The sequence below is a fragment of the Coleofasciculus sp. F4-SAH-05 genome (genome assembly GCF_040222985.1).
Lineage (GTDB): Bacteria > Cyanobacteriota > Cyanobacteriia > Cyanobacteriales > Coleofasciculaceae > Coleofasciculus > Coleofasciculus chthonoplastes.
Window position 1 is genome coordinate 1 of record NZ_JAVKBY010000084.1, and the last position, 12,082, is coordinate 12,082.

Annotated in this window: 15 protein-coding genes; 6 read left to right on the forward strand and 9 right to left on the reverse strand. The window is 45.5% G+C overall.

What is annotated here, in order from left to right; all coding sequences use genetic code 11:
* Positions 1–212: 212 nt before the first annotated feature.
* Together RIG27_RS10200 and RIG27_RS10205 are read right to left on the reverse strand one after the other, a co-directional pair.
* Positions 213–1,211, reverse strand: a complete 999-nt coding sequence (locus RIG27_RS10200; protein ID WP_446344817.1) for a hypothetical protein — start codon at positions 1,209–1,211, stop codon at positions 213–215.
* A gap of 85 nt (positions 1,212–1,296) precedes the next feature.
* Positions 1,297–2,232: a serine hydrolase gene (locus tag RIG27_RS10205; RefSeq protein ID WP_446344819.1), complete on the reverse strand. Its 936-nt coding sequence runs from the start codon at positions 2,230–2,232 to the stop codon at positions 1,297–1,299.
* 37 nt (positions 2,233–2,269) lie between these two features.
* Here RIG27_RS10205 and RIG27_RS10210 point away from each other — a divergent pair, with 37 nt between their 5' ends.
* Positions 2,270–2,962, forward strand: coding sequence for a C40 family peptidase (locus tag RIG27_RS10210; RefSeq protein WP_446344871.1), 693 nt, complete (start codon positions 2,270–2,272; stop codon positions 2,960–2,962).
* Between the two features lie 402 nt (positions 2,963–3,364).
* Here RIG27_RS10210 and RIG27_RS10215 read toward each other — a convergent pair whose 3' ends face one another.
* A complete protein-coding gene (locus RIG27_RS10215; protein ID WP_446344821.1) occupies positions 3,365–4,075 on the reverse strand; it encodes a metallophosphoesterase family protein in 711 nt (236 codons plus the stop codon).
* 7 nt (positions 4,076–4,082) lie between these two features.
* Positions 4,083–4,808, reverse strand: a complete 726-nt coding sequence (locus RIG27_RS10220) for a response regulator (RefSeq protein ID WP_446344823.1) — start codon at positions 4,806–4,808, stop codon at positions 4,083–4,085.
* 541 nt (positions 4,809–5,349) lie between these two features.
* Here RIG27_RS10220 and RIG27_RS10225 point away from each other — a divergent pair.
* The gene (locus RIG27_RS10225) at positions 5,350–5,973 is read left to right on the forward strand and encodes a J domain-containing protein (RefSeq protein WP_446344825.1); all 624 of its coding nucleotides are present in this window, start codon (positions 5,350–5,352) and stop codon (positions 5,971–5,973) included.
* An 8-nt stretch (positions 5,974–5,981) separates the two neighbouring features.
* Positions 5,982–6,254, forward strand: coding sequence for a DUF3143 domain-containing protein (locus tag RIG27_RS10230; protein WP_446344827.1), 273 nt, complete (start codon positions 5,982–5,984; stop codon positions 6,252–6,254).
* 84 nt (positions 6,255–6,338) lie between these two features.
* Here RIG27_RS10230 and RIG27_RS10235 read toward each other — a convergent pair whose 3' ends face one another.
* The 3 genes from RIG27_RS10235 to cdaA form a co-directional block, all read right to left on the reverse strand.
* Entirely contained in the window at positions 6,339–7,571 is a 1,233-nt protein-coding gene (locus tag RIG27_RS10235; protein WP_446344829.1) for a glycosyltransferase family 87 protein, read from the reverse strand.
* Between the two features lie 142 nt (positions 7,572–7,713).
* Complete coding sequence (locus RIG27_RS10240; RefSeq protein ID WP_446344831.1) at positions 7,714–8,454, reverse strand: isoprenyl transferase; 741 nt, start codon at positions 8,452–8,454, stop codon at positions 7,714–7,716.
* A 19-nt stretch (positions 8,455–8,473) separates the two neighbouring features.
* Positions 8,474–9,397 (reverse strand): diadenylate cyclase CdaA, encoded by a 924-nt coding sequence (gene cdaA, locus RIG27_RS10245; RefSeq protein ID WP_446344833.1) that lies wholly within the window; start codon positions 9,395–9,397, stop codon positions 8,474–8,476.
* Positions 9,398–9,474: 77 nt separating this feature from the next.
* Between cdaA and RIG27_RS10250 the strand changes: the two genes are divergently transcribed.
* Entirely contained in the window at positions 9,475–9,609 is a 135-nt protein-coding gene (locus RIG27_RS10250; RefSeq protein ID WP_446344835.1) for a hypothetical protein, read from the forward strand.
* On the opposite strand, the gene lysA is transcribed toward RIG27_RS10250, so the two are convergent.
* A complete protein-coding gene (lysA, locus tag RIG27_RS10255; RefSeq protein WP_446344873.1) occupies positions 9,580–10,989 on the reverse strand; it encodes a diaminopimelate decarboxylase in 1,410 nt (469 codons plus the stop codon). The genes RIG27_RS10250 and lysA overlap by 30 nt on opposite strands.
* 78 nt (positions 10,990–11,067) lie before the next feature.
* Here lysA and rimI point away from each other — a divergent pair, with 78 nt between their 5' ends.
* Both rimI and RIG27_RS10265 read left to right on the forward strand, forming a co-directional pair.
* A complete protein-coding gene (gene rimI / locus RIG27_RS10260) occupies positions 11,068–11,685 on the forward strand; it encodes a ribosomal protein S18-alanine N-acetyltransferase (protein ID WP_446344875.1) in 618 nt (205 codons plus the stop codon).
* A 1-nt stretch (position 11,686) separates the two neighbouring features.
* Positions 11,687–11,848, forward strand: coding sequence for a hypothetical protein (locus tag RIG27_RS10265; RefSeq protein WP_446344837.1), 162 nt, complete (start codon positions 11,687–11,689; stop codon positions 11,846–11,848).
* A 15-nt stretch (positions 11,849–11,863) separates the two neighbouring features.
* Here RIG27_RS10265 and RIG27_RS10270 read toward each other — a convergent pair whose 3' ends face one another.
* Positions 11,864–12,058 carry a hypothetical protein gene (locus RIG27_RS10270; protein WP_446344839.1) on the reverse strand — a complete coding sequence of 65 codons (195 nt, stop codon included), beginning with the start codon at positions 12,056–12,058 and terminating at the stop codon, positions 11,864–11,866.
* Positions 12,059–12,082 lie beyond the last annotated feature (24 nt).

Consider the following 12,082-nt stretch of genomic DNA (forward strand, 5'->3'; position numbering starts at 1 on the left):
AGTTATTTGGTTGATCATTACAAGCTCTTAGGTTTAGTCAAAACTGAGCGCAAGCGGCATCGAGACAATGCCGCTCGCTCAAAAGAAATCTGGGCTTCTTCTGGTTAAGTTGACACCAATGGGCAATGCCGTGCCCCTACTATATGTGGCGTTTGTGCGTAAGTCCTGTTTAGATCAGCGGGTCGCCCCTACAGATAAAAATTGGCTAGGAACTAGAAATCAGGAAATGTGTAACCGACGCCAAGGATAATCCCAATATCGGTCTGATCTTCGATAAAACCAATATTAATTGATCCGTTGGCGACAAAGGAACGCGACAAGGGTACATCCACACCCCCAGTGAGTAAAAATCCGATATTGTTATCGCTATCCGTTGACAAGGCGACACCCCCACCTAAAAACGGGGCGAAACGCACAGGTTCAAAGGGATCAACACGGGGAATGAGAAAGTCGTAAGTCAAGGGAACCATAAAGAGTGCATCATCGCCAATAATTACACCAGGTCGCAGGGATAGATTACGAGACAAACCAATTTTGCCATTGATCACAAAACCAGCATCCCCTAAAGCCGTCTCACCCCCATCGTCAGCATCAGTGACATCATTCTCTTCGGTTAAACCAATGTTGATACCAATTCCAAAATAGTTAGGAACGCCGAGAGTTCCTCGGCGGATATCGAGGTCGGTTTGAGCGAGAGTCCGGGACTCATTCAACACGATTTCTTCGTCCTGAGTCGGCTGTAGGGTGAGCGCATCAGCCGAGGAGTTCAGGGATTCGGGGACAGATTGAGTCGCGATCGCATCCTCTGGACTGATACGCTTTAGGAGTGAGGCTGGAGAGTCTGCAAGGGTTGGATTCACTGAACTCTGGGTCGTGGCTGAATTGCCAGTGAGTCCTTTACTCCAGGACACGGAGGGCGTTGGTGAGTCTACCGTAGCACTGGGTATCGGTGTGACTTCTGGTAATGAAGACTCAGCCGGGAGATTAACTGCATCCTGAGTCAGTGCGGGATCACCGTTCAATCGGTTAACCCAAGCATTAGCGGGTTCAGCCGTTCCTTCGGTGCGTATCTCAGCCGCAATGGATTCCAGGTGAGTCAATGATTCCCCTGGACTGGATACTTGAGCGTGAACAGGTAAGGGATGGTTCCCCATGGTGACTACCCCTAGACCGACGCCGTAAGTAACGGAGCGTAAAAGATTATGTTTCAAGGTCACTCCTCGACAAAAGATGTAAAGATTGAAATCAGCAAAACCGATTTGCTTATTATTGTCTAGGATTGCCGTTTCCTAGCCACTAAGTCAATATACTCATTGCGTTTACGACCTTTTGAGAAATAAAAGGGAGAAGGTCTTGATTTTGACTATAAGTTTTGCTTTCCGTGAATACAACCAGAAGATACGGTAATATCGATGGGATCTCGATGTAAGCCGCATCATGGCGCACTTGGGTGGAACAGCCGGATTTAGACCATAACTGAGCCTCTGGCGGAAGACCACCGCCTAAGAATCCGGTAATCTGATGATTATTATCGTGGACATCAGCTGAATTTAGGCTGTGTTTTAGCAGACTCATCATCAACTGCGATCGCACGGAAGACACCGCTACGCCACCCACAATACTATGGAGTAGCCGTGCTGTGGCATTAGTTGTTAGCATATTCCGATTTTCCATCAAGGTTCCCATAAATAGCCGTTCCCGACCATAAGGTCCATCACTCCAGGTTTTTTGATTGACGTTAATCGACTCTAAGTCTTGCCAACCGAGGGATTGAAAGTAACGATTAACGATATTCCGTTGGAGTTTCCAGGTTTCAAAGGGACCAGGGGTTAACTCAGGACCACTGGTTGTCCCACTTAAGACATCGACGACTAAACTTAAAGCATCATGGCTAGCGTCAACAATCATCGCCCGAATTGCCCGTTCCAGTTCATCGGATTCTCCTACCATAGAGGTTTCTAACCATTCTTGGATAGCTACCAGATAAAATAGGGCAACCAAATCCGCTGGATAAATTCGCTCAACCCCCCGATAACTAAAGCCTCGGACGGGATACTTCCAAAATTCATCCGCCGAAAGCGCCCCCCCAGTATTTACGGGGATGGGGGGATCATAGACAATCCAGGTGAGAGCGATTTGATTGCGGGTGAGTCCAGGAAACTCTAACCAAGCAGCGTCGAGAATCTCTGTACCAATTTTTTCCAGTTGGTCGTCCTTACGAAAGAATGTCATAATTTGCTCTCAACAAGTGATGTCAACGCTTACCAATATGGTGGTACTGCAAGAATTATCTGCATTAAAACATGGTGAGTACATCTGCCGTGTTAATTTAGACCTCTATGATTCTCCCGCCTGTGCGAGTTTAGCCACTCAAGCAGCGGCTGGACGCCATTTACACCCCTTATTATCCACAGCCAGGGAACAAGCGGTAGAGGTGCAGTTATGTGAGGATGGATATCAGGCTTGGTTACGAGTCGAGGATATCAGCCAACTGGAAATCGCCTCTCAACCTTATCATGCGATCGCACTCTCTGGTCCTCAAATCCAAGACCGACTCCCAGAGGTGATAGCGTTTACCCAAAAAGCCATGCAGCAGCCGAATTATTACCTGTGGGGGGGAACCGTGGGACCCAATTATGATTGTTCAGGATTAATGCAAGCAGCGTTTGTGGCGTCGGGAATTTGGTTACCGAGAGATTCTTATCAGCAGCAGGCGTTTACTGAATCCATTCCCCTAGCAGAAGCCCAAGCGGGGGATCTGGTATTTTTTGGTACCCCGGAAAAGATTAATCATGTGGGTCTTTTGTTAGGCGATGGCTATTATATTCACAGTTCAGGGAAAGAAGAGGGTCGCAATGGGATTGGCATTGATTGGCTTTCGGATCAAGGGGATAAAGTAAGTCAAACTTATTATCAGAAGTTTAGGGGAATCGGACGGGTCACTGTTAGTTATAGCCCGTGATACGTTAAGCTGTTTGGATTTAACCCATAATGTCAATAATTGCAAAATCCTTGCCGTAGTGCGAGCATCTTGCTCGCTAGCCATTCCCAATTTAAATGCATGACAGCCGTAGTGTCGTGGCACACCTAAAATGGTAGATTAGAATTGTAGGGGCGCACCGACGTGCGCCCGATTTAACCATAAATCTATCCCACCATTTTAGCTGTGTCAGTCCAGTAGTGGCGTGGCACACCTTAATTGATGAATTAGAATGGGAGACCCGAAACCGTAGGGGCGCAAAGACTTGCGCCCGATTCAATGGTAAAATCTATTCCACAATTTTAGCTGTGTCACGCCGCCATCGTGGGTTTCCACTTCGCAAGAGCCCACTCGACTTCGCAAGAGCCCACCAGCCTAAACAATCTACATCCTTTGAAAAGATAGGATTTCTCCCTCAACCGCTCTGAACTCAATAGAATTTTCAGTTTTGTTATAAATTGCATATCGTAGCTTTGGCACAATATCACGACCATAGCCGAGAGAACCTACTGAGATAACATATCGGTCTTGATCATCCAAATACAAGGGTTGTTCATAGTCAAAATCATAGGCAGTCGATGAGCCAAATTCATCACATCGTTCACCAAATATCAAAGGCAGATGAACGTGACCAACAAAGCAAAGCCGATAATTGGTTTCATCAAAAACATTCCAGGCTTCAACTGGATGATCAATTTTATGCTTCTTGATTCGGGGAGAGACATGGGTGTAAACCACATCTAATTCTACTATCTCAATTGGAAGAGTATCGAGAAAATATTGTATATCATTCGGCAAGTTTAAATCGTTATATTCATCATGATTCCCCCGAACACAAGTAATATGATTATCTCTAATGACTTGAACGACTTCACTATTGTAATCGCCGCCATCGACTAAATCACCTAAACAGACAATTTGATTGCAGCCGCAAGCTTCAATATCTGCCATAGCTGCTTGTAATCCAGGCAGATTTCCGTGAATATCCGAAATAATTGCCACTTTTTCCATAGACCAATGACCAATGACCAATGACCAATGACCAATGACCAATGACCAATGACCAATAACCAATGACCAATGACCAATGACCAATGACGACTTAAATTAACTCCCAATCTAGACAAAATTCTCCCGGACGTCCCCAGGGATAAACAGCACAGTTAATTCCATCTTTGCCATGATAATACTGACAAACCTTACAGGTTTGAGACTGTTCTAATTTTTCCCGTAAACTACTCCACTTTTTCTCAACCGTTAAGCGATAATGGTTAGCCTGTAAGTGATTAGGTGAAATTGTCAAAGCTTTTTCAAAAGCCGCTAACGCCTTCTCATAAAGTTTAATAATTGGGGAGCCATACTCTGTCCAAGGTTGGACGCGGCATTCATAGAGTTGAATAATCTTGAAAATAAGAATACCATAATCTGTCCACGTATCAGCCGAAGCCATTTGTGGTTCTTTTTTCGTATCTAGTAAAACTCGTTTCAGGGTATCTAGCAATTCTCTCGGTTGCCAAGGTTTACCGACATAAGCCTCAGCGTGTTTAATACCGTAGGAAAGGGCTAAACGCTGTCCTTTTCCAGTTAAAAGAACCACTGGAATATTTTGGGTGTGGGGATTTGCCTTAATTAGGCGACAAACTCTGTAGCCATCAATCCGGGGAATCAGCAGATCCAATAGCACTAAATCGGGAGAATTGCTCTGAATTTTTTGGAGTGCTTCTACACCATCACGGGCTTGAATGACATTCCACCCACTCCAGGTTAACTGTTGAGAAACGCATTCCCGCTGGCTGAAAGAATCTTCTACAACTAAAACAGTATTCATTGATAACAACCTGCTGACTGGGGGGAGGCTTTCGTGCGACTAGCGCAGATTAGATTAAGTGTACCCATTTCTTCCAGGTTTCTTATCACCCCTGATAGAATTGCCGTTTCAGCAGGCGATCGCACGATTTTATGGTATAGTTTTTCCCCTGGGAAAATGTGCCAGCAAGATAGGCTCTACAGCAGCACTTTCAGATAAGGACAGTAGAAAGCGCGATTGCCTTCGGCAAAGCGCGAAGCTAATCACACAAATTATATCTTGGTTTTATTACCGCTTTATTTGACAATTCAGCCAAGATACAGAAAAAACAAATTGACTCGTAGGGGCGGGTTTTACCGTTACCTGTTGCCAGAAACCCCTCAATTCAATAAACCCGCCCTGACCCCAAGTTTGTTGGTCAAGTTCGGTGAACTCTTTTACCCAGGCTTGGTCTTTGGCTAAAGCCCCTACTACGAGCAGAATTTTCCTTATCGGCTCACCAACCGAGAGCGATCGCGTAAAATGTTTAAAATGTTAAAGACCGTTTGTTATACCAGCTAGGATGGCTCAAGACTGGGTAAAACAGAAGACTAGGACGAGTAAAGAGCTACAATCCATAACCTATTATGGGATTCTGGGGGTACACCCTAGCGCATCTGCTCTAGATATCCGTCGTGCCTATCGGGAACTGAGTAAACGTTACCATCCCGATACCACCGACTTACCAAAGGAAACCGCCAAGACGAAGTTCCAACAGCTTAATGAAGCCTACGCGACTCTGAGTAATCCAGAACGGCGAATCCTGTATGATCAAACTATTCGCTATTCTCGTGTCAACGTCATTCAACCTCCACCCGGATTGAACCGTCCCGTTGTGCGATCGCGAGTTGATCATTCATCCTCAGCTTACCTTGACCCCACAGATCGTCCCCTCTCCCCTGGCGAGTTATTTGCCCTATTTATTTTGGGGATAACTTTCGTGGGATGCTTGGTACTGGCAATTGTGATTGGCTTAACCCGAGGAGACAATGCCTTTCAAGTTTCTGGGATATCTCTATCTAGTCGAGTCACCACGCCACCCCTAAGTCAACTACAGCGAATCCCTCGATATCCCCCTTCTAACCAACTTTTCTCCCCATCTAATCCACCATCAATCCCTGTTTTTGTTCCATCCCTCAATCTATGAAGACTTCTATGGTACTTCCTTCATCTGACACTCCTCTCTATAACCATCCCCTTCCTGAAATCGAAAAATGGCTCCGTTCTCAAGGATGTCAACAAGATAGCAACGAACTCAATTGCTGGCGCGTGGAACGATTAAATTGGCAAGCCGAACTCTGTCTGGAAGTTGAGGAATTAGCTGTGCGTTACATTAATGCAGCGGAAGGACAACGGGACATTATGCGTTCTTTCAAGTATTCCCTCAGTCGCGAAGATATAGAAGCAGCAGTTTTCTCTGGTCCTTAAGAGAATACAAGTGCTGTCTCAAAAATCCTGCGCGACTGGGTGAGCATCCTCTTCACCCACTAGCTTCTAATCGCCATTAGTCTCTTATTTGGAGCTAATTATTTTTCTATCCAAACTATTTTTTTGTTGCCAACTCAAAAAAACTAATGAAATGAATGCAAAAAGAATCAGGAATGCTCGCCAATGGTTTAATATCGGCATATTCAGAGGACGTATAAATCGTTGAGGGAAAAACATGAGTGGCATTGTTATAATCGCTATAGCTAATAACTTTTTACGATGCGCTATGTGTAACCAAAGACTACTGATTACTGGAGCTAATAAAACAATTTCAGCATTATGTGCGTAAACCAAACCAATTTGAATCGATATCAATATTCCCAGAATATCATCAGAGCAAAATCTAGACTGACCCAACCAAAATAAAAACGTGAGCGCAACGGCTCCGAGCATCAATACAAAAGCGTCTGGCATATTCAATCCTACAGAAGCCAGAGCGCTAGGTAAACCTGTTACCTCCTGAGATCCCAGTGTGTTGGCTGGAGCTGATTGATATATAGATACAATATTTAGCCAATCTTGAATTGCAGAAATTGGTCCCAAGATTAACAAAGAGTATGACGCCAAAATCAACGCGGTTATCGCTGTAACCGCTAAAATTTCCCATTGGCCATCTAATAATAGCCACAACGCTGGTAATATAAATAACTGGGGCTTAAAACTAGCACATCCTAACAGCAAACCCGCTAAAACAGGCTTGTTCCGTCTGGCAAAATACCAACCTCCAACCATTAAAGCACCAGCTATTAATGTTACTTGACCCAGCCATACCAAATGCGTGGTGAAAGGATTACCTAAAATCAAGGCTGGGATTAGCCATCGCGTTACTGGCTTAAAACTCGCTGGTCTAGGGGACTCTGCATCAGTTACCAGTCGCATTGTCAAGAAAGCCAGACAACTTACGGCTAAGATATTCAGCAATGTAATCACCATGCGTGCGCTCCCATAGTCGAACAGCGCAAATAGCATACACAAAGGTGTGAATTGTGGTGGATAAGCCAGAGCCAAATTGCTCGCTTTGCCTGTCAACTCCTGAAATGCACTTGAAAATATTTCAAGATCATAAGGGTTTTGACCATTCAATAAGAGTTGACCCGCCGTGTAAAACCAACGGAAATCTGAAAGTCTTGTCCCTGTTCCACGTCCTACACCCAATACACCGAATGCATATAGTGCAGCTATGGAAACAATCAAAACTGTTATGCCAAACAGTTGCTCAAATTTCTGTTTTTTTTCACTATTTGAAAATTCAAACATAATTTACAAATTTAAAACATTGTTCAATTCTATCTTGGAAATTGATAAATTTCTCACAATTATTGTCTTCAGGTATTTCCCGATGAGGTTCGCTTAAAATCATTAGTTTCAAGGCTTGAGTTCTGAACTCAAAACTCAACACTCAAACCTTTCCAAACCGTCGCTCTCGTTTCTGATAAGCAATTAAAGCTTGATGAAACGCTTCGCGGTCAAAATCGGGCCAAAAAGCGTCCGTAATATAAAATTCAGCATAAGCCATTTGCCAGAGGAGAAAATTGGACAAACGCATCTCTCCACTAGTGCGGATTAGCAAATCAGGATCACCGATATTGGCAGTATAAAGATGGCGAGAAAACAGCGCTTCGTCAATATCATCCGGTTGAAGCTGACCGTGTTGAACCTGGGTGGCAATTGCCCGACAAGCCTGTAAAATCTCTTCCCGTCCACCGTAATTGGTGGCAACGGTAAATTGAATCCCGGTATTATTTTGGGTTTGAGTCATTGCCCGTTCAATCTGGTTTTGCAGGGATTGCGGTAATGCCGTTAAATTCCCCACAAACTGAATGCGTACATTCTCCTCCATCATCTCTTTGAGTTCTCGAATTAACACCCGCTCAAACAGCGTCATCAAAAACTCAACTTCTTCGATAGGACGTCCCCAATTTTCGGTAGAAAAGGCATAAGCAGTCAGGGCTTGGATACCCCAATCATCACAACAGCGCAACAACTGTTTTAATGTGTCTACGCCTCGGCGATGACCCATAATCCGAGGAATACCTCGGCGTTTTGCCCAACGACCATTGCCATCCATAATCACCGCCACATGTTTGGGTAGACGTTCCTGGTCGAGATCGCTTGGTAATTCTTTTAGTATCGTTTGCATAATAGTTGTATAATAATAATCATTTCTTTTTTCGAGAAGTCGATGACGGCAGACGTAGCAAACGCGAAATGAGTAGCCGTCCCTGAGACTTAACTTGGCGACCTAAACTGCGTAAACCGGGGGCAACTGCCTCACGGTCAACAGCCGTTGAAAATCGAGCCTCTAACAGTTCTTTGAGTTTACTACTGGTTAAGGGTCGGTTTAGTCCGCCGCGTTCTGCCAATGAGATAGAACCCGTTTCTTCGGATACAACAATACAAAGGCAATTTTCGACTCGCTCAGTAATTCCCATAGCGGCTCGATGGCGCGTGCCAAGTTGTCGTGAAGCCGTTCGCTCTGACAGGGGTAAAATCACACCCGCTGCGGCGACGCGAGATCCCCGAATTAATACTGCCCCATCATGGAGTAACGTCGTCGTCTGGAAGATGGTTTGCAGCAGTTCTTTAGACAGTTCAGCATTTAACTGTACCCCTGGTACAGAAAAATCTCGCTCGTCAATGGTGCCATTGGTCTCCATAATTATCAATGCGCCAATCCGATTTTGGGATAATTCTTTAACCGCATCGACAATTTCATCTGTAACGCTATCTGCTTTAGGGATAGGGCGGCGTTGGGATTGAAACAACTGCCGAATTTCTCCCCGCCCGACTTGTTCGAGAAAACGGCGAAATTCTGACTGAAAGATGACAGCCATCGCCACAGCCGAACCAACCACCAATTTTTCTAACACAAAACTCAACAGGGTCAATCCTAGTTGATTACTGACCGCTGCCGCTAGCATCAAGACGATTAGCCCCCGAACCATCCACAAGGTACGACGCTCCCCGATAATGAGGAGAACCATATAGGTGAGGGCTAGAACCAATCCGACATCAACGCTGTCCAGCAATAAGGATTGAACCCAGCCAGAGTCAGGAAAAGAACCCGACGACGACGCAGGCATTGAACTTAATTAAACGTTTAGCAACTGAGAGCTTGACTCTGGCTTGATTGTAACGAGATTAGGCGGGGAGTTGTCATTTGTCATTCGTCCTTTGTCATTCGTCCTTTGTCATTCGTCCTTGGTTATTTGCTCCCCCAGCTTCCAGACGCGCCATGGCGCGTCTCTACATTGCTCCTTCATCCCTAATTCTGGGATACAAGTCGTTTCGGTAAATGATCAAACCGGATCAAGTCTTGATAGGTTTCTCGCTGCACAATTAATTCAGCCTTTCCATCCTTAACTAACACCGCTGCAGGTCGAGGCACACGATTATAGTTAGACGCCATGCTGTAATTGTATGCCCCAGTTCCCATAATCACGAGCAGATCCCCAGGTTGGGTTTCGGGTAATTGGGCATCTTTGAGTAAAATATCCCCGGATTCACAATGTTTACCCGCTATCGTGACGGTTTCGGTTATCGGTGCTGACATGCGATTAGCAACGACTGGACGATAGACCGATTGATAAGTAATCGGACGTGGATTATCAGACATTCCCCCATCAACCGCCAGATAGGTTCGCGTTTGCGGGATCTCCTTACGGCTGCCGATGGTATACGCCGTCACACAAGCGGGTCCAATAATCGATCGCCCGGGTTCTGATAATAACCTCGGTAAAGGTAACTGCTGCTGGTTACAGGCATTAACCACGGCTTCACAAACGCCCTTAACCCAAGCATCAATCGTGGGGGGATCATCGTCTTCGGTATAGCGAATTCCCAAGCCGCCGCCGATATTCAGTTCTTGAATGGATAGATTGAACTGAGCGGCTTTCTGGAGATAATCAACCAAAACCGCCCCGAGATCTTTGTGCGGTTGACTCTCAAAAATCTGTGACCCAATGTGAGCGTGTAAACCAATACAGTCGAGGATAGGATTTTGGCTAATGAAGGCAAAAACCTGATCTAGACTGTGGGGATCAAAACCAAATTTGCTATCCAGATGACCCGTGCGAATATAGTCATGGGTGTGACACTCGATCCCAGGTGTGATCCGAATCATGATCCGCACCTTGGTATCCGGAGATGTTTTTTGTGCCAAATCTGCCAGAGTTTCTAACTCTAACCGATTATCAACAACAATCGTGCAATGGCTTTCGATCGCGAGCTGGAGTTCAGCGATAGACTTGTTATTGCCATGGAAATACAGCTTATCGGCTTTGACCCCAGCTTCTAATGCCGTGTAGAGTTCGCCTCCGGATACGACATCAACACCCAAACCTTCCGATGCCGCGATCGCACAAACCGCTAAACAATTCCAGGCTTTTGAAGCATACAGCACTAAGGTATCTCCGGGATAGTAACGGGCAAAGGCCTCTCGATACTGACGGCAAGCCGTTCTTACTGTGATTTCATCTAAAATATAGAGGGGAGAACCAAATTGCTCGACTAAATCTTTGACATCACACCCCCCAATTTCTAGGCAGTCTTGGCTGTTAACAGTCGCGGTGAGCGGCAACAGTTCTTGATTCGGGGAGCGAGTATCGAGATTAGCATTCGCGGAAAGATATCGTTGTCCAGAGTTTTGCACCTGAGTGGAGTCAGTCAATAGCATAATATCGTGATTATCTTGGCGATGGATATGGGCAGGTACACCAAAAGCGTCCGTTAGTTTAGTGTACAATTGAGTGATGTGACTGTCTTAGAGATTAAGCCGCTAACCACAGCACAACTAAATGCGGCAGTAGATCTAGATCAAGTATGTTTTGGCGGACTGTGGACGCGATCGGGCTACGAACGAGAGTTAAATAGCCCCAATAGTCAATTATTGGTTTTAGAAGCAAAGAATAGCTTAAATCAGCAACCATTCGGTTGCAATTCAGCCGTTGTTATGCCCCAAAATCCACTGGCAGAAGGTTTACCCAATGCCCTAGTGGGTTTAGGGTGTTACTGGTCAATTCTGGAGGAAGCACATATTACAATTTTGGCGGTGCATCCCAACTACCAAAATCAGGGACTCGGACAATTTTTACTGTATGCCTTACTCAAGGACGCCAAACAGCGTCAGTTGGAGTGGGCAACCTTAGAGGTTAAACCCTCGAATCACGCCGCCCTGTCTCTCTACCAAAAGTTTGATTTTATCCCAGCCGGACGACGCCGAGGATATTACCAAGATACAGGTGAAGATGCCCTGATTCTATGGCGCAAGGGGTTACAACAGCCGGAATTTGAGCAAACCTTGCAAAAACGCTATGAGCAAATCGTCTCCCGCTTAACCCGTCAGGGTTGGCAACTATTTAGTTATCTGTGATTTGTCATTCGTCATTCGTCATTCGTCATTTGTCATTTGTCATTTGTCATTTGTCATTTGTCATTTGTCATTTGTCATTTGTCATTCGTCATTTGTCATTTGTCATTTGTCATTTGGTCGGGGCGGGTTTTGCTGCCAAGCTAGGGATAACAATCAATATTAGTCCCTAAACCCGCCCCTACAGACAGATGCTTCTGTAATCACGCCTGGAACATGACTCCTCTATCTCCCTCATCTTCCCCATCTCCCTCATCTTCCCCATCTCCCTCATCTTCCCCAGCTCCCCCAGCTCCCCCAGCTCCCCCAGCTCCCCCAGCTCCCCTGCTCCCCTAAGCGATCCCCTTGTCGTCGCAATGTCATGATTCCATGACATTGCGATCCCCGATAAGCTTGTAAA

What these genes read in the sequence shown, in the direction of transcription:
- RIG27_RS10205 (WP_446344819.1), bottom strand. Translation starts at nt 2,232, where the DNA reads ATGACATTCTTTCGTAAGGACGACCAACTGGAAAAAATTGGTACAGAG.
- RIG27_RS10210 (WP_446344871.1), top strand. Translation starts at nt 2,270, where the DNA reads ATGGTGGTACTGCAAGAATTATCTGCATTAAAACATGGTGAGTACATC.
- RIG27_RS10220 (WP_446344823.1), bottom strand. Translation starts at nt 4,808, where the DNA reads ATGAATACTGTTTTAGTTGTAGAAGATTCTTTCAGCCAGCGGGAATGC.
- RIG27_RS10225 (WP_446344825.1), top strand. Translation starts at nt 5,350, where the DNA reads ATGGCTCAAGACTGGGTAAAACAGAAGACTAGGACGAGTAAAGAGCTA.
- RIG27_RS10230 (WP_446344827.1), top strand. Translation starts at nt 5,982, where the DNA reads ATGGTACTTCCTTCATCTGACACTCCTCTCTATAACCATCCCCTTCCT.
- RIG27_RS10235 (WP_446344829.1), bottom strand. Translation starts at nt 7,571, where the DNA reads ATGTTTGAATTTTCAAATAGTGAAAAAAAACAGAAATTTGAGCAACTG.
- RIG27_RS10240 (WP_446344831.1), bottom strand. Translation starts at nt 8,454, where the DNA reads ATGCAAACGATACTAAAAGAATTACCAAGCGATCTCGACCAGGAACGT.
- cdaA (WP_446344833.1), bottom strand. Translation starts at nt 9,397, where the DNA reads ATGCCTGCGTCGTCGTCGGGTTCTTTTCCTGACTCTGGCTGGGTTCAA.
- lysA (WP_446344873.1), bottom strand. Translation starts at nt 10,989, where the DNA reads ATGCTATTGACTGACTCCACTCAGGTGCAAAACTCTGGACAACGATAT.
- RIG27_RS10270 (WP_446344839.1), bottom strand. Translation starts at nt 12,058, where the DNA reads ATGTCATGGAATCATGACATTGCGACGACAAGGGGATCGCTTAGGGGA.